16 protein-coding genes are annotated in these 20,206 nt (G+C 58.0%); 2 read left to right on the top strand and 14 right to left on the bottom strand.

Annotated features, from left to right (window positions below; all coding sequences use genetic code 11):
* From AC5DB9_RS12020 to AC5DB9_RS11980, 9 genes are all read right to left on the bottom strand, one after another.
* Window positions 1-676 (bottom strand): cbb3-type cytochrome c oxidase subunit I (locus tag AC5DB9_RS12020; RefSeq protein ID WP_491732055.1); only part of this gene is annotated, 676 nt, incomplete at its 3' end.
* Window positions 677-890: 214 nt separating this feature from the next.
* Window positions 891-1,499, bottom strand: a complete 609-nt coding sequence (locus tag AC5DB9_RS12015) for a Yip1 family protein (protein ID WP_272989157.1) — start codon at window positions 1,497-1,499, stop codon at window positions 891-893.
* A gap of 101 nt (window positions 1,500-1,600) precedes the next feature.
* The gene (gene fnr / locus AC5DB9_RS12010) at window positions 1,601-2,332 is read right to left on the bottom strand and encodes a fumarate/nitrate reduction transcriptional regulator Fnr (protein ID WP_022958025.1); all 732 of its coding nucleotides are present in this window, start codon (window positions 2,330-2,332) and stop codon (window positions 1,601-1,603) included.
* A gap of 118 nt (window positions 2,333-2,450) precedes the next feature.
* Window positions 2,451-3,842, bottom strand: coding sequence for an oxygen-independent coproporphyrinogen III oxidase (hemN, locus tag AC5DB9_RS12005; protein WP_273010018.1), 1,392 nt, complete (start codon window positions 3,840-3,842; stop codon window positions 2,451-2,453).
* A 36-nt stretch (window positions 3,843-3,878) separates the two neighbouring features.
* On the bottom strand, window positions 3,879-4,442 hold the full coding sequence (locus AC5DB9_RS12000) for a hemerythrin domain-containing protein (RefSeq protein ID WP_022958027.1): 564 nt from the start codon (window positions 4,440-4,442) through the stop codon (window positions 3,879-3,881).
* A gap of 170 nt (window positions 4,443-4,612) precedes the next feature.
* On the bottom strand, window positions 4,613-5,389 hold the full coding sequence (locus AC5DB9_RS11995; protein WP_022958028.1) for an acetoacetate decarboxylase family protein: 777 nt from the start codon (window positions 5,387-5,389) through the stop codon (window positions 4,613-4,615).
* A 57-nt stretch (window positions 5,390-5,446) separates the two neighbouring features.
* Entirely contained in the window at window positions 5,447-6,421 is a 975-nt protein-coding gene (locus AC5DB9_RS11990) for a Rieske 2Fe-2S domain-containing protein (RefSeq protein WP_272993830.1), read from the bottom strand.
* Between the two features lie 141 nt (window positions 6,422-6,562).
* On the bottom strand, window positions 6,563-7,246 hold the full coding sequence (locus AC5DB9_RS11985) for a TetR/AcrR family transcriptional regulator (RefSeq protein ID WP_272993832.1): 684 nt from the start codon (window positions 7,244-7,246) through the stop codon (window positions 6,563-6,565).
* 18 nt (window positions 7,247-7,264) lie between these two features.
* Window positions 7,265-8,143, bottom strand: a complete 879-nt coding sequence (locus tag AC5DB9_RS11980) for an SDR family NAD(P)-dependent oxidoreductase (RefSeq protein WP_272993834.1) — start codon at window positions 8,141-8,143, stop codon at window positions 7,265-7,267.
* Window positions 8,144-8,316: 173 nt separating this feature from the next.
* Here AC5DB9_RS11980 and AC5DB9_RS11975 point away from each other — a divergent pair, with 173 nt between their 5' ends.
* Both AC5DB9_RS11975 and nhaC read left to right on the top strand, forming a co-directional pair.
* The gene (locus AC5DB9_RS11975; RefSeq protein WP_022958032.1) at window positions 8,317-9,567 is read left to right on the top strand and encodes a cytochrome P450; all 1,251 of its coding nucleotides are present in this window, start codon (window positions 8,317-8,319) and stop codon (window positions 9,565-9,567) included.
* A gap of 88 nt (window positions 9,568-9,655) precedes the next feature.
* Window positions 9,656-11,110: a Na+/H+ antiporter NhaC gene (nhaC, locus tag AC5DB9_RS11970; protein WP_022958033.1), complete on the top strand. Its 1,455-nt coding sequence runs from the start codon at window positions 9,656-9,658 to the stop codon at window positions 11,108-11,110.
* Here the strand turns inward: nhaC and AC5DB9_RS11965 are convergent.
* The 5 genes from AC5DB9_RS11965 to AC5DB9_RS11945 form a co-directional block, all read right to left on the bottom strand.
* Complete coding sequence (locus AC5DB9_RS11965) at window positions 11,086-11,820, bottom strand: 4'-phosphopantetheinyl transferase family protein (RefSeq protein WP_272993837.1); 735 nt, start codon at window positions 11,818-11,820, stop codon at window positions 11,086-11,088. The genes nhaC and AC5DB9_RS11965 overlap by 25 nt on opposite strands.
* A gap of 6 nt (window positions 11,821-11,826) precedes the next feature.
* Window positions 11,827-13,116 carry a glycosyltransferase gene (locus tag AC5DB9_RS11960; RefSeq protein WP_272993839.1) on the bottom strand — a complete coding sequence of 430 codons (1,290 nt, stop codon included), beginning with the start codon at window positions 13,114-13,116 and terminating at the stop codon, window positions 11,827-11,829.
* Entirely contained in the window at window positions 13,113-17,162 is a 4,050-nt protein-coding gene (locus AC5DB9_RS11955) for an amino acid adenylation domain-containing protein (protein WP_273010019.1), read from the bottom strand. The genes AC5DB9_RS11960 and AC5DB9_RS11955 overlap by 4 nt, the downstream gene beginning before the upstream one ends.
* A 427-nt stretch (window positions 17,163-17,589) precedes the next feature.
* Window positions 17,590-18,597: a sulfotransferase gene (locus AC5DB9_RS11950; RefSeq protein ID WP_272989932.1), complete on the bottom strand. Its 1,008-nt coding sequence runs from the start codon at window positions 18,595-18,597 to the stop codon at window positions 17,590-17,592.
* Between the two features lie 100 nt (window positions 18,598-18,697).
* The gene (locus tag AC5DB9_RS11945; protein WP_272989935.1) at window positions 18,698-20,158 is read right to left on the bottom strand and encodes a M20/M25/M40 family metallo-hydrolase; all 1,461 of its coding nucleotides are present in this window, start codon (window positions 20,156-20,158) and stop codon (window positions 18,698-18,700) included.
* Window positions 20,159-20,206 lie beyond the last annotated feature (48 nt).

Below are 20,206 nucleotides of genomic sequence, written 5' to 3'. Positions count from 1 at the left end.
AGTAGTACATCATGCCCAGGAAGCCCGCGGTCAGGAAGAAGCCCACGGCGTTGTGCCCGTACCACCACTGAATCATGGCATCCACGGCACCAGAGTAGGCTGAGTAGGATTTAGTCAGCGACACCGGCACCGCCATGCTGTTAACGATATGCAGCACCGCAACCGTGACGATGAACGCGCCGTAGAACCAGTTCGCCACATAGATGTGGTCGGTTTTGCGCTTCATGATGGTGCCGAAGAACAGCACCGCATACGCCACCCAAACAATGGCGATCAGAATATCAATCGGCCACTCCAACTCGGCGTATTCTTTGGTGCTGGTCATGCCCATCGGCAGGGTGATTGCCGCCAGCACAATAACCAGCTGCCAGCCCCAGAACACAAACCCCGCGAGGCGCGTCGACAACAGCGCGGTTTGACAGGTTCGCTGTACCACAAAGAGCGACGACCCCATGAGGGCACAGCCCCCAAAGGCAAAAATCACCGCATTCGTATGCAGTGGCCGCAGGCGGCCGAAGCTGAACCAGGGCGTGTCAAAGTTGAGCTGAGGCCACACCAGCTGTGCCGCAATCAGCACACCGACAGCCATGCCAACAATGCCCCACACCACGGTCATCACGGTAAATTGCCGCACGACTTTGTAGTTGTAGATTGGATGTTCTAGTGAAGACGCCATGACGATTCATGTTCCTCTAGAGTGGACGGCGCTCAAGATACGGTTTTTCATGCATATCTGAGGCGAGGTTTGAAAAAATGTGGCTAATTGTGCCAGCCTGCGGCGGCGAGGATGCTGACTCAGATCAACGAAAATCGGAACCGCTCTGCGACAATATGTCGCAGAAAATCTGAGCCTTCGCTCCTGACTCCACCCACGCTATAACTCAATCACGTTAATCCGTGAAAACCGGGGTAATCCCCATATCCCAGAGGATGACAACACAGCCCATCAGCGCCATGAAAATCACCATACAAATGGCCACAACGGCCGAGGCATACAGAAAGCCCCGATCCTCAGGAATTCCCATGACCAGTGGAATGCCGAGATAGAGCAGGTATACGGCCCACCCCAGCGCAGCAATGCCCAGTGCCAGGTCTACCCAGAACACCGGGTAAAAACCCACCAGTCCGGCAATGAACAAGGGCGTTGCGGTGTAGCCCGCAACCACCATGCCCTTCATGATCGATGAATTTGCCCCGTAGGTTTCCGACATCCAGTTAATCGAGTAACCGATGATCGCGAGAGAAACCAACATCGCAAAGTAGAAAGCAATAACGATTTGCAGCGCACTCTGGTCAGTCAGGCGCACAATCTCGCCGTCGCCGACTGTCCAGCCGATCCTGCTGGCACCGTAGTACCACGCGATACAGGGTCCAGCAGCCAGAACAATGGGGTACAGCAGCTTCGATGCCAGCGAACTGTCGCTGAGCTCTGACACCTTTTGCCACTGCTTGCGGGGACTGAACAGAAAACCGAAGGGATTGCTTATTATTGCGCTCACGGCCTAGTCTCTTTTCTGGTGGAAGGTTTAGTTCCAGAGTCTAGCCGGAATTCAGGAGATTTGCTTGATTTGCGTCAAGCGGAAAACTAAATCGACGGTAACTAGAGGTTTGCGACGGTTTTCAGCTTTTCCACATCAAGCTGACTGATTTCTTTGTTGTCGATTTTAACCAGTTCCTGCTTGGCGAAACGGCTCAGCACACGACTGACTGTCTCCACCGTCAAGCCTAAAAAGCTGGCGATATCCGCTCTCGCCATCGGCAGACGGAACGCCGATGCCGACAACTGCCGACGCGCCTGACGCGCAGAAATGCTCACCAACAAGGAAGCGACCCGCTCATCGGCGGTATTCTTACTCAACAGGGTGATATGCCGCTGGTCATCGACAATCTCGCTGCTGAGCAGCTTGAAGAAATGCCGCTGCAGGTTGGGCAGCTGGCCACTGAGGTCTTCAATCTGCGCAAAGGGAATTTCACAAATAGCCGAGACTTCCAGCGCAACCGCCGAGCTGGCATAGCGGTTCTGACCAATACCGTCGAGCCCGACGACTTCGCCGGGGAAGTAAAAGCCGGTCACCTGCTCGTCACCCGCATCGGTAATGCTGTAGGTTTTCACCGCCCCCGAACGCACGGCATAGACCGAGGTGAAGACATCGCCTTCGCGGAACAGATGGTGGCTTTTCTGCAATGGACGACCGCGCTGAACAATATTGTCCAGACGCACAATCTCGTCACTTTCCAGAGCAAGGGGGAGGCAGATGCCACTCAACCGGCAATTATTACAACTTACTGCAGGATTGTGCGGGCAAGCTTTCGTTGCATTGACGGGTTGCATGCGGCCTCCAGACGCTAAACGGCATAGTCAGACTGTCGCCATTGAACGCCTATCACCGCAAAGGGTCAAGTCTGCATCCGGCTATTTTACCCGATTAAAACGTCTCTCTGGCTAATGACTACAGCGTCTTGGAGTACGCGCCCTGATGCTGCTCCAGGCTTTGATCAAACAACATACAAATATTGCGCAACAACAAGCGACCACGATCATTGATCCGCAGCTCATCCGGCATCAGCGTGACGATGCCTTCTCGCTCCATCGCTTCCAACTCGGGAATCGCGTCGGCAAACTTGCGACGGAAAAACACATGAAAGCGGTCGTAGAGATCGACGTAACTGAGGCGCAGATTACAGGCCAACTGCATAATCACATAACGCCGCAACAGATCCTCGGCGTTCAGGGTGAGCCCTTTTGCCACCGGCAGTTGTCCGGCATCGATGGCCGCGTAGTACTCCTCCAGAGATTTATGGTTTTGTGCATAGCAGCGCCCCAGAGAACTGATCGCTGACACGCCCATCCCAATCACATCCGGAGAACGACAGGTGGAGTAGCCCTGAAAATTCCGCTGTAAACGCCCTTCCTGCTGAAATTTGGCGAGTTCGTCTTCTGGTTTCACAAAGTGGTCCATGCCGATATTGATATAACCGGCTTCGCTGAGGCGCTGCTCGGCCAGCAGGAATATCGACAGCTTCTCTTCGCTGTTCGGCATCGGGTGGCGATCCATCGACTTCTGCCACTTAAACCGCTGAGGCAAATGAGCGTAGTGGTAAAGGGCGATGCGCTCGGGCGACAAGGCAATGACATCGTCCAGCGTCCGCGAGAAGGTCTCCAGCGTCTGCCGCGGCAGGCCGTAAATCAAATCCATACTCACCGAGCGGAAATTGTAGCGGCGGGCGGCCCCCATCAAACGGGCGATCATATCCGTGCTCTGTACGCGATTAATCGCCTCCTGTACCCGCAGATCAGTGTCCTGAATGCCCATGCTGATGCGATTGAACCCCAAGCCCTTTAACAGAGCGAGATAGTCCTCATCGACCGAGCGCGGATCGAGTTCGATGGAGAACTCCCGCTCACTGCCGTCATCAAGATTGAAGTGCGTGGCCAGGGAGTGCACCAGTTCCGTCATCTCGGCCTTGTCCAGATAATTGGGCGTGCCGCCGCCCAAATGCAGCTGGGTAACCCGGCGCCCCGGCCCCAATCTGTCAGAGAGCATTTCAAGCTCTTTATGCAGATGATCCAGGTAACGCCGACTGGCATTGGGGTCGCGTGTAATCACTTTGTTGCAGGCGCAGTAATAGCAGAGGCTGTGACAGAACGGCACGTGCACATACAGAGACAGCGGCGACGGGCTGCGTCGCGCCTCTTTCAAAAAAGCATCGTAGTCCGCCACGCCGAAGTCGTCGCGAAAATTCAGTGCTGTGGGATAAGAGGTGTACCGTGGTCCCTGCACCGCATAACGGCGCACCAGCTCACCGGCATCGTGCATGCTTTCAGCTAACGCAACAGACATCTCATACTCCTGGCGCCCTGAGCGCCGACATCATTATTAGTGAACAAAGGCGCCGTCAAAGGCGGGACGCTGCAACGGCAACGCGGCGAGATAGGCATCGCGCTCGGCGAGGCGGTCTTCGCCGACCTCAACCGTAATTGCCTGCTGGATTTCCTCCCAGTCAGCCGGGGTAAAAAGCTGATCGGCAACCGAAAAAATGCTGCGCTCTTCATGAATATGGGAAATCTGTCGGCTGTGATAGTGGCGCGCCAGGCGCACAAGACTCGGGCGCAGTGTCTGCTCGCCCATGCGCAACTCGGCAAAAATCAGCGACAGCTGTTCGCTCAGCGCTTCGAGCATGCTGTGGTCGCGCATCACATTGTTCAGGGCGTAGTGATTGATGCCCAGTTTGGAATGAAGTTGGCGAAATACCACATGCTCCACCGGATGGTGCCAGGCTTCGGGAAAGGTCTGGATGTAATCCAGGCCATTCAGAATGGTATCCAGATTGGCGGGAGTGACGTGCATGCCGGAAAAGCGTTCGATCTCGTGAATCAACTCGTAAAGCATCCGTTGCATTCGCTGATGATCGGCCTCGAGCTGCTGAAAAATACTGTGCATGCCATACACTCCCATGGGTTGATGCTCAGCACTGTAACGCCAGCGCCGGACCAGCCGCTTGACCTGAATCAAGCGGCGACCGCATTGGAAGATAGGGGTATTACCGGATAGGAGGAGAAAACGGCGAGCAAGAGAACATCGGCCGGGCGTCATTGCCCGACCGGCCGGCATCAGCCCTGCTTGGGGCCGCCGTTTTCACCCAGCCAGCGGGAACCGCCGATGGTGTCAGAAAACGGGGTGAACGCGTCAGCATCCAGAGCCCCTTCGAGAGTCAGGCGGCGATCCAGAAAGATCGGTGACCACAGCCAGGCCTCGGGCTCACTGCGCACCGGCAGCTCGCTGGCGAGCGGGTCCCAGGGACTCGGATTGAGCGTCAGCTGCCCCTGCAGCTTCTCGATCTGCGCCGTGCCGTATTTGGAGTACACGCGCACCACGTGCGGCGGAAAATCCCAAGTCACATTCTCTGCCGTCGAGTCCACGCCTCTCAGCTGTTTAATCCACCACTCATTGGTTTCAAACTCCGGCGGAATTTCACCCGGCCCGGTCACCTGTCCTTTGAACTCCAGAAAAGTGTAGCCCCGGTGAGTGACTTTCGCGGAGATAAAATCCATCAGCCGATAATACTGGGTTTCCGCATAGTACTTCGGCTGTCCCCAGCGTTCCTGGCTGATGTAGATAGCGGCTTCCTGATCAATGGCAATACCAAGTGTGTACTCGCCCTCAATGCCGTTGTACTCGGCATCGACATTCACCACGCAACCGTACTCGGGCTCATTGAGCACCGGAAAATTGTAGATGGTAATGGTGACGCCCGGCTGCTTGCCGGGATTAATGCCCGGCGGCAGCAGCTTGGCAATGCTGGCGGGGTCGCTCATGTAGCGAATCTTCAACATAGGCCAGTTGAGGATATCTCCCGGCTTTCCCATGATAGCGCTTGTCTCACTCATTATTATCCCTCTTATTGTGTTGGAACGATGCTCAAGGCGCGCAGCACCCGCCGCCGCTTATGCGGCGTAGAACTGATCAAACCATTTACGGTAACGGGCAATCGGACCATCGCCGTCGCAGAGTGTGGGCTCTTCGAGATACACCTTGTTCTCCCAGATCGGAATGTCCTGACCGACCTGCCGCACAATTTCGTCGCGGAACGCATTGGCGTAGAGCGTGTGCTCTGAGGTTTGCTGTTTGGGCATGCTGAAGCTAAAGCGCATGTGGATATTCTGATCGTCAATCGGCGTGATGGTCCCCATCATCACAATGTCGAACATCCGTGAGAATTTCTGAAAGGTCTGACCCGGCCCAAAGGAATAAGTCTCCAACCGCCCCTGGTCATAGTTTTCACCGCTCAGGTCGACATTGCCCTGCTCGTCGATGGCGTGCTGCTGACTGTCCATGATGGTCCAGCGTCGATAGCCCTCAATCGTCACCTTGCCGTCAGGCATTTCCGGCGAACCATGCACTGTGACAAAGTGCGCGATATCCACCGCATTCTCGCCGGTTTCCTGAATAATGGAATTGATCTGCCAGTCGTAGGTGTCCATGGGCGTCCACTCGTCAGAGTGCAACTCGGCGTGGCGCTCCACTTCCCACATCGGCGCGGCACCCTCGGGGTGGTACCAGGCCCAGATCATCTGATTGACCTCAACCACCGGGTAGCGGCCAATGGCCTGCTTATCGACCACCTTAGGCGGCATATTCTTGGCATAGGGCACCTTGGTACAGAAGCCGCGGCCATCGAATTCCCAGGCGTGAAAGGGACAGGCGATGCTCTCACCATGGACTTCGCCACCGTGCCCGAGGTGGGCACCAAGGTGGGGACAGTGGGCATCGAGAATCACCGCCTCACCCGACTCAGTGCGAAACAGCACCAGATCTCGACCAAAGTAGGTCAGGGGTTTCACATCCTTCGGCGCCAGATCCTTGCTGTATTCAATGGCAAACCAGCCGCACGGGATGGGCTTGTTATATCTATTATTCATGCTCCCTCCGAACCCTTATTCAAAAAAGGTAACTACGTTGTAAAAAAACTATATGGTTTACTTATTCGGGTCAAGAGGGCAGCGCTTAATTGCGGCAAGAAAGCGCTGGGGAGATCACATTGGGGAGAAGAAGGGAAAAGCTCAGTCGTTGCGCAGCATGCTGGAAACAATAAACGCCCACAGTTCGCGGTAACGGGATGGAGAGTCATACTCGGTGTCGTGCACCCAGTTCAAGGTGATGGCGTTCAGCATTCCCACCGTCACTTCCGCACAAAACGCCGTACTCAGCTCCGGCTTCAGCACCTCGCGATGGTGTTCGTAAAAGCGCAGGAAAATACTGTTGATAAAGGCGAGCTGCCCCGCCCCCTCATGAATATTCGCCGCCAGTGCGCCCACCGAGAAGGCGATCAGCTCCCGCTCAACCCCACCGGCTCGCTGTTCACGGCGAATAAAGACATTGATCATGTCTTCAAGCTGTTCAGCGAAGGGCTTGCCGCTTTCAATGACCTCATCAATCAGCTTATCGGTGCCGCGCAGCAACTCCTCCTGACACAGCTCACTGATCAGCTCATTTTTGGTCGCGTAGTAGTTGTAGAAGGTTTTTTTCGCGATATCGACACAGTCGCAGATCGCATCAATTGTCAGCCCTTCAACGCCGTGTCGACCAATCAGCCGAAGGCTTTCCGCGCGAATCGCTTCTCTTACCGCTTTCTTCTTCCGCTCGCGACGCCCAAGTTGACTTACCGGCACCGGCTTCTCCTTATTCTTCGCCAAAGCGCCGGATAGTAGCGCATGATCGGCGAGCACGTCACCGTCTGCCATCATGACGTGCCCCCGGTGCGCTTACAGAACATTCGGTGGCGTGGGCGTCGTGCCCTCCAAAATACTCTGGGTACGCGCGACAAATGCGGCACGGGACTTCTCGGACATTGGCGAAATCCAGAACTTCTCGGCGCGGATGCCGTTCAGCGCAAACGCCGCCACCTCCTCGGGTTCGGTGGTCTTCAGCTCCATGTCGTACTGCGCCATGATGGCTTTCATGTCGTCGACCGAATGAATGCCCGAATCCGGTTTATTCGGATCGACCGGCAAATCCTGCGGGCGATTGCGCTCGGAATTGAAAATACCGGTGTTCACCACATTCGGGCCGGGAAACAGGGCGTTGACCTTTACCGGTGATTGCTGCGCCTGCAGTTGGTAGTGCAGATTCTCGGTAATCGCCTGAACAGCCGCTTTCGTGGCGGTGTAGATAGGCGTATCCGGCAACACCAGAAATGCCCCGTTGCCGGAACCGGTCACCACAAAATGCGCCTCTTCGCCCTGCTCAACCAGCTTCGGTAAAAAGGCGTTAATGGTGTGGATCAGGCCCCAGGTATTCACCCGAAAGCCCCACTCCCAGTCGTTGAGGTTGTAGTCCCACATATTGCCGCCTTCGCCGGTGCCGACACCGGCATTGGCAAAGACCAGGTGAACAGCGCCGAATTTTTTCCAGGCGGCCTCGGCCAGCGCCTGCATCGATGCCGGGTCGGTCACATCGGCGCGCTGCCCCAGGCACTCGCAACCCATTTCTGTCAGTTCTGCCACACCGCGCTCAAGCGCCTGCGCCTCAATGTCTGCAATCACGACTTTGGCGCCCTCATTGGCCAGCGCCAGTGCCAGTGCGCGCCCGACGCCACTGGCGCCGCCGGTGATCACCGCCACCTTGTTATTGAACTCCTGCATGACAACTCCTCGATCTATTTAGGCTTATTATTTCGAACAGCGGATTGAAGCGTTTCGGCAACTACAAAAATCTCACTTGAGAATAAAGATACACGGTAGTATCTTTTTTGCAAACCGGTATTGCAGAGCGCAGGCCCGGCTGCGCGCCAACAATAATGACAAGGAGCAAAGCAATGCTGCAGGAAGAACAACAGAGCCAACTGCCGCCCATCGAAACCCTGTTCAATCCGAATTCCATGGAGTACGCGCTGGATCCGGGACCGCAGTGTCAGGCGCTCTCGGAACGTGGCCGGCTGGTCTGGTATGCGCCGTGGATGTGCTGGATCATGACCCGTATGCCCGACATCATGGAGTGCTGGAAACAGGAGTACCTGAGTTCCGACTTCTACGATTGGGAATTCGCTCCGCCGCGCCCCACCGAAGAAAGCTGGACCAACTTTGAAAAAGCACTGGTGGGCCACAGCCTGCTGGCGGACCCGGACCACCATCGCCTGATTCGCAAAATCACCTCACCGGCGTTTTCACGGAACGTCGTCGATAACATCAACCGCCGGATTGAGCCCGACATACAGCGCCTGTTTAAGGAACTGGGCGACGTGGAAGAGTTCGACTACATCGAACAGGTCGCCAAGCACATTCCGTTTATTTCCATTACCCGCATGGTCGGCATTCCCGAAAAATACTGGCCGCAAATCAAACAGACCGTGCTCACTTTTACCGAGACCTGGAATCCCACGATTTCGGAAGAGCGCCGCGCCAAGGCGCAGGAAGACAGCAACCGTGCCATCGACATCCTGCTTGAGGTGATTGCCGAGCGCCGCGCCTCCCCCGGCGGCGAGGAAGATTTTCTCAGCGCCCTGTTGAAAGTCGAGGCCGAAAACGACGATTTCGACGAGTGGGATATTGTGACCCTGATCCTCGCCCTGATCGGCGCCGGTGCCGACACCACGCTGGTCGCACAACAGTGGTCGGCCTACGCCCTGCTCACTAACCCGGATCAGGTGCCGCTGGCGCTTGAATCGACGGCCGCATTCTCTAACGCCTTCAGTGAGATCATGCGCTGGGCTGCCAACTCCAAAATGGGCTTTGCCCGCTATATCCCCGAAGACCGAGAGCTATTGGGCCAACAGGTGAAGAAGGGGCAAATGGTATTGATGATGCCGCACCTGAAGGATCACGATCCCAACTTCTTCGACAAGCCTAACGATCTGGATGTGCGCCGCCACTTCGATCCCGATGTGCTGTTCGGCTACGGCCCGCGCTATTGCATCGGTGCAGCACTTGCCAAGCACCAGCTCTATCTGAGCATGAGCGAATTGTTCAAGCGCTTCCCCAATGCCAGTCTGGCGGAGGAACCCGAGCGCGACCTGGAAGACCACAACAGCATCACCTTCAAGTCACTACGGGTGAAAACCGGCCTGTAAGCCCCGCGGCGGCGGCTTTTGCCGCCGCCAAATCATGACAGCCCCCAGCACACGCGCTATGCTGTGACCTTTCCCCGCAGGAACCCCCATGAGTCCAGCGCCACGCGGCACAGTCATTGTTGCCCTGATCCCACTGTTACTCGTTCTACTGTTGCTTGGCATTAACGTCGCCCTGTACGGCGACGCCGGGATTGAGGGCGCCAACCAGCTCGCCCTGCTATTGGGCGGCGGCCTCGCCGCGCTGATCGGTCTGCGCCGGGGCCTGCACTGGCGCGAGCTTCAAGAGGGAATGCTCAAAGTCGTCGGTGTGGCTATTGTGCCGATGATGATGTTGCTGCTGATCGGCGCGCTGTCCAGCACCTGGACCGTCGCGGGCATCGTGCCCACGCTGATTTACTACGGTCTGCAATTGGCAGACCCTGCGTGGTTCTACGCGGGCGTGGCCGTTGTCTGTGCCATCGTCTCTACCGCCATCGGCAGCTCATGGACGACCGCCGCCACCCTCGGCATTGCCATGATGGCCACCGGTGCGGGACTGGGCATGAGTGAAACCATCACCGCCGGGGCCGTTATTTCCGGTGCCTATTTCGGCGACAAGCTGTCGCCACTGTCAGACACCACCAACCTCGCCGCGGGCGTCTGCGGTGTTGAGCTGTTCAGCCATGTGCGCTACCTGGCACTGACCACCCTGCCCTCCTTTGCCATCGCCCTGCTGATCTTCCTCGCCATTGGCCTACAACACAGTGGCAATGGCGCCATCGTGCAGGCCGACATTATGCTCAAGGCCCTCACCCACAGCATGGTGATTTCCGGCTGGCTGTTGCTGGCCCCGTTGCTGGTTGTAATTCTTATCGTTCGCCGCGTCCCGGCCCTGCCAGTGATGTTTATCGCCACCCTGTTGGGCAGCCTGCTGTCTGCACTGGTGCAGCCCGATATTGTTCAGCAGATCGGCGGCAGTGACGACTGGCTGGGAATGTATCGAGGACTTGTACAGACGATTGTTGGCGACAGCCAGATTGAAACCGGCCATGAATTCAGCAATGAACTGCTCAGCAGCAGCGGTATGGCAGGGATGCTCAACACAATCTGGCTGATACTCTGCGCCGTGGTTTTCGGCGGTCTGATGGAGGCCTCTGGCCTGCTGGGGGATATCACCTCCGCGCTGAAACGCGTGGCACGTAACCGCACGGCGCTGGTTGCGACCACAGCGGGCAGTTGCGGCATTCTCAATCTGACCGCCGCCGAACAGTACCTGACGATTCTGATCAGCGGGCGCATGTACGGCGATCTGTACCGGCAGCACGGACTCAGTCCGCGCAATCTCAGCCGCACGCTCGAAGACGCCGGTACAGCCACATCGGTTCTGGTTCCCTGGAATACCTGCGGCGCGTTTCACGCTACCGCCCTGGGCGTCGCCACCCTCAGCTACCTGCCCTTCTGCTTCTTCAATCTAATCAGTCCGCTGATGTCGATGCTCTACATGCGCTTCAACATCGCTATTGAGGAATACCCCGCGCCTCAGGAAAGTGACGCGCATAGATAGGTGAACACCACTCCGTCGCAGCATTGCCAATGGACGGTGAATCGCTGCCCGCAACGCTCGGGATGCTGACAGCGCAGCAACTCCAGCTCCATGCATTGCTGCTCGGGCAAAAAGCGCTTCAAGCCCACGTCGAGAAAATCGACATAGTGCCTGAGTGCCGGGAACAGCGCTTTGTAGAGACTTTCTTTTGCCGAAAACAGAATACTGATGGCCTCGGCCTCCGGCATACCGCTCTCTCTAAGCAATCGTCGCTCAGAAAGATGGCCGACCAGCCCCGCCACCTCGCAACAAACCTCTGGCCTCATCACCCTCTCCAGGTCGATACCGGGAAAGCCCTCCCGACTGACTACGCACAAGGCGTGATCCCCGTGGTGACTGATCGCGCCCTGCAAACCCGGCGGCCACAGCACTTCTCCGGAGGCGCCGCGCAAGGGTGCGACCTCGTCGGCCCCGGCCATCGCCAGTGCCTGACGCGCAGCACAGCGCCCCGCCAGATAATCGGCACAGCGCGAGTCCTTCGCGCCCGCCAGCTTGGCAGGCATGGCTATATCCAGCAGTTCGAACAGTGCCGGTCGGTAATGATTTACGTCGAACTGGCAAATCACCGCCTGCTGAGCCGTGCCCGGCAGATCGAGCAATGAAAACCTTTTCAGGAAAGGATCGTAGGGAAAATGCGATGGAGTGTCTGTGTTCGCCAGCGCGCTCAGCATGCCCTGCTAAGCGGCCGAGCCGGCGAGTTGAAAGTCGGGCATACCCGGCAACAACTGCCAGCGCTGTAGCTGGGCAATGGCCTCATCGACGCCGTCCTCAGCGCGGATGCGCTGCCCCAGCTCCGCCGCCTTATCCTGGCAAGGCGCGGTCAGCGCGTAGCGCAGGGCTTCCGTGGCCGAATCCACACTCAGGGTCTTGCGAGTGACGGCAGCGGGCGCCGTGCCGAGGCTGGCAAGCCGCCAGGCCCAGAACGGCTGATCGCCGAAAAAGGGCATCACCACCGATGGCGCACCCGCCTTCGCTGCAGCCGCGGTAGTGCCCGCGCCGCCGTGGTGGACCGCCGCCGCCACACGGGGAAACAGCCAGTCATGAGGCGCGGCACTCAGGCAGAATATCTTCGCGTCATCGACGGCCGTGAGGCCTCCCCAGCCCGTGGCAAAAATGCCGCGCTGTCCGGTATTACGCAAGGCCTGGCGCCAGATATCGCTGAGCCGCTGCGCATCGCCCCCCAGCATGCTGCCAAAACCGACATAGACCGGCTTCGGCCCGGCAGCGAGGAATTCACTCAGGGCGAGGGGCGGTTGCCAGCGCTCGCCTTCATCCAAAAACCAGTTGCCCGCCACCTTGACGTTCTCTGGCCAATGGGGAGACGGCGGAATCAGGCTCGGGCTGAAACCATACAGCACCCGGTGGGGCAGTTTGCGCCGGTAAAACGGCCCGTACCACGGCAGCGGTGGCAGCTTGAGCTGCTCGCGAACCGCGGCATACGCGGGCGCCATCATTTGCCAGGTCAGTACCCGACAGGCGTGATAGAGCCCCTGATTAATCACGCCGGGTCGCGGCCGCTGAGGCGGCGGCAACATCATCGGCGGAATGTCCGGACAGGGGCTCACCGGCTGTAGATGGGTTTCTACCATTGGAATATCAAAGCGCTCTGCCAGTGCCGATGCCAGCGCAGCGACCATGCCGTTGCCCATCAGCAAGCTGGCACCCCGCGCCGCGCTCATCGCCTGCTCCGGCCAGTCTGCCGACATGGCCTTGAGTTCCCGGCGGGCCGTTTTCAGCAGTGCCAGGGGGTTCAAGCCGCGCTGCAGCACTTCCGGATCTCTGGCCATCACTTCGAGAAAGTCGGCGGTCAGCGGCGCGTAATCCAGCCCGCTGTCGCGCACCAATGCCTCACAGCTTTTACCGGTGGCGATGCACACCCGGTGCCCCTTTGCCTGCAGACCAAGCCCCAGTGCCACAAAGGGGCGTACATCGCCCTGCGTACCGATAGAAAAAATGCAGATATTCACGAGGCCTCCCGCAGGCCACTCAGCAATGCCGCGGCAATCTGCGGACCAATTTCAGCCAGCGGTCCGGCCTCCAGCATCGCCTGGTGATGACAATTCACCGGATGTACATGCAGGCCTGCCACCTTGTCGTGCCACACGCTCGGACAATGCTGAATGCTTTCGGAACGCGCTGTATCCAGTGCCTGGAAGAAGTGCATGGGCACATCCACCGCGCCCGGTGCAAAGCCTTGCAACAGCGAGAGGTTATTCGCAATAACCGCCGCCACATCTTCCAACAGGTTGCTGTGCTGATCCTGCAAGCCTTTGACGATATCCATATTCAGCACATCGTACTCCCGGCACAGGAAGTCGCTCATCTCTGCCATAGAGGCCGGCGCACGCGCGGCGTCCAGACCGAGGAAATCAACAATACCCAGCGCGACCTCCGCTTCACTGGCACCATTTTCCAACTTAAAGGGGTAGGCATCGAGTACCCCCAGGAAACCGACCGACTCGCCGCTGTCGCGAAGTTGACGCGCCATTTCCTGCGCCACAATACCGCCCATGGACCAGCCCAACAGGCGGTAGGGGCCACTGGGCTGAATCTGGCGAAGCTGGAAAATATAGTCGGCGGCCACTTCTTCAATGCTGCCGGGCAGCTCTGCCTGTCCATCCAGTCCCCGCGACTGCAAACCATACAGCGCCGTGTCTTTGCCCAGGTACTGCCCCAGACCGGCAAAGCCCCAGCTCAGCCCCAGCACCGGGTGAATACAGAACAGTGGCGCACCTTCGTGGCGGGCGGCAGCCGTATTGAGGGTCTGGCAGCAAGCCAGCGGGTCCAGTTGTGAACCCCGTTGCAGGTGTTCGGCCAGCTCGGCAATGGTGGTGGCCTCAAACGCCGCTGCCAGTGGCACATCGCGCCCCAACAGCAGGCGCAGACGAGCAACCATCCGCGCGGCGGTGAGCGAATCGGCGCCCAGATCGAAGAAACTGTCGTGCACACCAATGCGATCCAGCTGGAAAATCTCGCACCACAGCTCCGCAAGCTTTTCCTCCAGCGGTGTGCGTGGCGCCGTATACTCGCTCAGACACTGCCAATGGGGCTCGGGTAAGGCCTTGCGATCGAGCTTGCCGTTAACATTCAGCGGCAGGTCGCTCACCAGTTCGTAGTGCGACGGCAACATGTAGTCAGGCAGGCTGGTCTCGATCTGCAAGCGCAAGGCTGAGGCCTGCAGCGCTTCGCTGTCGGCATCAAAACCCTCTTCGGGAAGCAGATAGGCCACCAGTCTCGGCTGCCCGGCCGGATCTTTACGCAGGGCAACAGCGGCCCGGCGCACTCCGACACAACGCAGCAGATGGGTTTCGATTTCTTCTGTTTCCACCCGGAAGCCACGGATTTTAATCTGGAAGTCGTTGCGTCCGAGGTATTCCAATACCCCGTCGCGTCGCCAGCGGGCCTGATCGCCGGTTTTGTACAGGCGCCCCTCGCCGTAGGGATTGTCGACAAAGCGCTCAGCCGTCAAATCAGGACGGTTGTGATAGCCCAGTGCCACACCGGCACCACCAATATACAACTCGCCGGGCACACCGGGCGGCAGCAGTGCCATCTTCTCGTCCAACACATAGACCTGTGTGTTGGCGATAGGTCGGCCGATAGGCGGCGCACTGTTGCCGATCTTGTCGAGAATCATCATCGTCGACCAGATCGTGGTCTCGGTGGGGCCGTAGAGATTAACCAGTGGTTGACCGAGTCGGCGCATACGGTGAGCCAACTCGGTGGGAAGCGCCTCGCCACCCACCAGTGGACGAATCCCCTGCAGCACATCACCGTGCTCTTCCAGCAGCGCCTGCCAGTGTGAAGGGGTGGCCTGCAGAGTGGTAATGCCCTGCTCGGCAATCACCGCTGCCAGCGCCGCCGGATCGCGGGCAATATCGCGACTGGCAATGTGCACGCGGGCGCCAGCCAGCATGGGCAGGAACAGCTCCAGCACCGCAATATCAAAGGACACCGTAGTGAGCGCCAGCAAGCTGTCGTCCGGCGTCAGCGACAGGGATTGCTGCATTGCCAGCAGGAAGTTCTGCAGCCCCAGGTGAGGCACCACAACACCTTTGGGACGCCCCGTCGAACCGGAGGTATAAATAATATAGGCGGGCATATCACCGGCAATCGCAACATCCGGCAATGCCCTGGCAGGGTAATCACTCAGCGTCAGCGATTCCCACAACAGACAGGGAACGCCCGTGTCTGGCAGGCCCTGCTGGCAGTCCTTGCTGCTAAGAATCAGGTCTGGCCGCGCATCCTCAAGAATCATCGCCACCCGCTCGGCGGGGGTGCCAGGGTCCAGTGGCAAATACGCCGCCCCGCTTTTCAGAATGGCCAGCAGCGCTGTCGGCAAACAATTTTCTCGGGGCAAGGCAACGGCGACGACCTTGCCCGGACCAATACCGCGTTCGCGCAGTAGCTGACACAGCGGGTTTACCTGATCCGCCAGCTCACGGTAGCTCATTACCGCCGACGCATCGCTGAGGACCGGGCGATCGGCAAAGTGAGCAACACTTTGCTCAAACAACCCCGGCCAGAAAGCTGCAGGCAACGGCGACTCGGTGTCGTTCCAAGCCTGCAACTGGCTGCGACGCTCATCCGCCGACAACAGATCGAAGTCACCAATAGGGCTGTTCGGCGCCTGAATCATGGCCTCGACCAGACGACCGAGGCGGTCGCGATGCTCATCCAGTTCCAACTGGCTGTACAGCGCCGGGTTGGCATCGATAACAATGTGCAGCCCCTGCTTTTCGCCACGGTCAAAGACAAACACGGTCATGTCTTCAACAGTGCCATTGGAGAGGTTGTGAATACTGCAATGGTGGCCGCCGAAGCCAAAGTCATAATCAAAGGGCTCGATATTCACGCCCATCCAGGAAATCTGCTGGCCGCTGCCCAGCAGACCGAGATCGCGCCGCAGCTCTTCGTAGCGATACTGCTGATGGCGCAGCGCGCTGCGCACGACCTTGGCCGTCTGCCCCAGCAACTCGACAAGACTCTGCTCATCGCCCATCGCCAAGCGAATCGCCACGGCATTCGCCATCATCGACGGAATGCTGCGCAGACGACGATTCACCCTTGCCGTCACCGGCATACCGAAGACCAGATCCTGTTGACCACTCATTCGATAGGTATACGCCGCCAGCATGCTGATCAACAGCTGCGGCACACTTCCCCCCGCCTGCTGTGCGATGTCACGCAACTGTGCGGAGCGCTCCAGCGACAGGACCAGCGCGCTGCGACGCAGGCCGCCGCTGCGCGGAGCACTGCGCTGCGACAGGGAAATGGCATCGGGCAGGCCGGCCAGTTGAGACTTCCAATAGTCGCGATCGCGCTCAATACGCGATGACTCCCGGTAGGCCTTTTCTTCTTCCAACTGCTGCACCAACGGCAGAAACGGGCTTTCTCCGATGTCGCCGCCAGCGAGCAGGCCGTTATAGATATCCGCCAGACGACGGGCCAACAAACCGCCGCCAAAGCCGTCCAAGGTGATGTGGTGACAGCGCTGATACCAGAAATAACGCTGTTCAGATAACTTGATCAGTACGCCCAGCCAAAGGGCTTCTCGCTCCAGGTCCACGGGACGCGAGACCTCATCATTCATCCAGCGCAGAGCGTGCGCCTCTGCATCGTCTTCGGCGCTGAAATCGAGGAAAGGGAATTCACCCGGATACTGTTCATTGACTAACTGGCGCGCACCCTCTGCGGTCTCCACAATCTGCACGCGGGTGGATTCCGCCTCTTTCGTGAGCAGCTGACTGGCTTTCAGAAACGTCGGCACATCGACGTCACCGCCAATATCCACATATTCAGCCAGCTTGTAGACTGCATCGCTGGGGCCGATTTTCTCACCCATCCACATGCCGCGTTGAGCACTTGCGATGGGTAGCAGTCGATTAAATGCCTCGTCATCCGATGGCGTAGTGCCTGGACGGCGGAAGGGTTCGGTGTTCAGCGGAGCAGGTCTTTCCCGTTTGCTCTGCGGCTTGTTGTAGTCCGTTTGTTGGGGCGGCGGCTGTTCCATCGTAGTCGTCTCTCGGCTAGGCAAATTTTTAAACAGACGAACTCTTCTCACGGCAAGCGGGAGTTCTTGGTCTGCGAAGTTTCTTATTATTGAGAAGGAACAGCGCGTGGCGTCGGCTTGGCTGTTCGTTAGGTCGATAATAGAGAGATAGGCGATTGGACAGGCGTGATACACATCACAGAGAAAACATGAAAATACGAATTTTCCCTTATTTTTCAACGCATTACTACACACTTACACCGAACTGTGACACACACAATAATGTAAAAATGTGTTGTAGTAGCAAGCGAAGGAGCACCTTCCTCAAGGGAATCAATAAGTTATAACAAGAAGCAATATCATTACCAGAAGAGTCGCGGCGGACAGGCAAAATACTGACAGCAACGTCAAGAAAATAGACAAAATGGTGACTGAAGAAAGCAGCCTATCAGGCTGGCTTGGCGGCGCGCATTGCCTTATCAACCTGCCTGTTCAAGGATGCCTCATACGCCTTCAGAATCGGGTGCACTGAATGCCGGGGCTTCGCCGCACGCAAGCCCAACTCGTCGACATTGCGCAGGGGTAAGTCCAGAAACCCCGCCAGCGCCGTCATTGTCTCGCCGGGGTTTTGCACCAGCTGTGCGTAGTCCACCTCTACGGCCTGATCGCCCGGCATCGCTGCCAGTTGTTGGCGATAACTGACGACTTCCCTGGCCACGTGTCTGGCCAGCATGGGCCGAGCGAGCAGCGCTATCGCCCGTTCTCCCAGCACTGTTCGCAGACCACGCATCAACAACCAAATCAGGTAGCCCTTGCGATATCCCTTACGACCATTGCCTGTATCCAGCAGCATTTCCAAGTAGTGTTGAGGACCGTCGAGGTAGGCGAGAAATGCATTGAGCATGCTGTTTAACACCGCAATCGGTTCGCGACTGATATAAATGAACCGGGCTTGCTCATAGCGCCCGGCAATCCAGCGCGCATTCGCGGTATCCCAAGGGTTTTTGAGCAATACCGCTTCGCTGTCGGGTTCCAGGGCCAACAGCTTGCGGCACATTTCCTCAAACAGTGGCGCTGTATCATCACTAAGCTTGAAACTGCCTCCCAATCGACGCAGCAGAAAACCGTACTCTTCCACCTCATCGGCCGCGACCGGCACGCTGTCAATTTTGCGGTCGCGAATGCCCAGTGCCGCAAAACAGGCATCCAGTTTCCGCTGATCCACGTCTGCTTGTCCGTCTCTTGCGTTGCAGAGCAAGCGCCGATAGTAAAAAAGTCGGTAGAGGCTTAGCTGGGAAAGCGGGAAAGCACGGGCCACACTGTCGTAGAGAAACGTGGTGCCCGATCGGTGCAGGCCCATGATAAATACGGGCCGCACAGGCAAGCTGGCCAGCGGCGCAATCAGCTCACGATCTTCATCACTGCGGGGAAAATCGGGATCGACGGGGTATTGCACAAACTCCTCCAGAGTGAGCAAGATGACTGGGCAGCACACTCTAGCGGATTAATGCATAAAAAATACCTACCCAGTCGCCGTTTTATGGCGAGAGCGGCAGCTACAACTCTCCCGCACGGCGCAGCAGGTGATAGTAAATCCTTACCGCCTGCACATAACTGGCTTGTGATACCCGCTCATCGGTACCGTGAATCCCGCGCATTTCTTCGGGACCGATTTCAAACCCCACAAAACGGTAGCTATTCTCAGCGACCGCCTCGTAATGACGCGCATCCGTCGCCGCCACGACTAAACGCGGCGCCACAATGGCCTCCGGGGCAATTTGTGAAACCAGTTCACCCAGCACACGGAAGCCTGCAGAATCGGGTGAAGCCACTTTGGACGGGTTGCTGCCAAAGCCGCCATAGGGGCGAATGCTCACCCGGGGGTCATCAACAATTGCGGTCACCGCCTTGATCACCGACTCTACCGTATCGCCCGGCAGAATACGGAAGTTGACGACGGCACTGGCCTTAATCGGCAACACATTATCCTGCACGCTGCCCTGCAGCATGGTGACTGCCGTTGTGGTGCGCAGCCCCGCATTAATCGCCGGCTCTGCAGCCAACTGCCGCTCCAGCAGCGGGCCGAACAACCAGGTATTGGCAAACAACAGGCGCTGATAAAACGGGATGGCATCGCCGAGATAGCGGATAAAATCCACCGTATAGTCCAGGGTCGCTGGCAGCGGATTGGCTTCCAGACGGGCAACAGCCGCCGCAATCACACCCGCCGCCGTTTGTGGCGGCGGCATGGACGAATGTCCACCACCGCCAGACGCGCTGAACTCGAGACTGAGAAAGCCTTTTTCTGCCGGACCAATCAGGGCAAGCGGTTCATCGACACCGGGCAACATCCCCTTGGCAATCGCCCCGCCCTCATCCAGCAAAAACGCCAGGGAGATACCACGTTCACCCAACCAGGCAGCCATGGCTTTGGCGCCTTCGCCTCCGACTTCTTCGTCAGCGCCGAAGCCGAGATAGATATCGCGAGGGGGCACAAAACCTTCGCCCAGCAAACGCTCGGCAGACTCCAGTATCCCCATCAGACTGGCTTTGTCATCCAGCGCCCCACGGCCCCAGATATAACCGTCAACCAGCGTGCCGCTGAACGGCGGGTAGCTCCAGTCCTCTTCCGTACCGGGAATCACCGGCACAACGTCCTGATGCGCAATCAGCATAATCGGCTTGGCAGCCGAATCAGCGCCCGCCCAATGCAGCAGCAGGCTGTTATCAAAACGCTGTACCGAGAGTGTTTCAAACACCTGCGGGAAACGCTGGCGTAGAAAGTCGTGGAAATCGGCAAACGCCTGTTGATCAACTTTTTGGGGATCGTCATAGGAAATGGTGGGGTAGCGCAGGGCTGCCGCGAGCCCGCCAACAAGCGGCTCAGCCTGCCACTCGACCTCTACCAGTGAATTCCCTACCGCCTGTTCTGGCGGCACAAATTGCAGCGTTCTTACGACCAGAACGGCGATCAGCAGACACAGCGCTGCAGCCAGCCCGACCAAAATACGTTTCATTACACTACTCCTGCTAAAAAACTACGGCTTGGCAGCGTTCAACGCTGC

This window comes from Spongiibacter sp., from assembly GCF_984394615.1.
The sequence above is the reverse complement of the archived record's forward strand: the minus strand, read 5'-3'. Positions and strand labels throughout refer to the sequence as shown.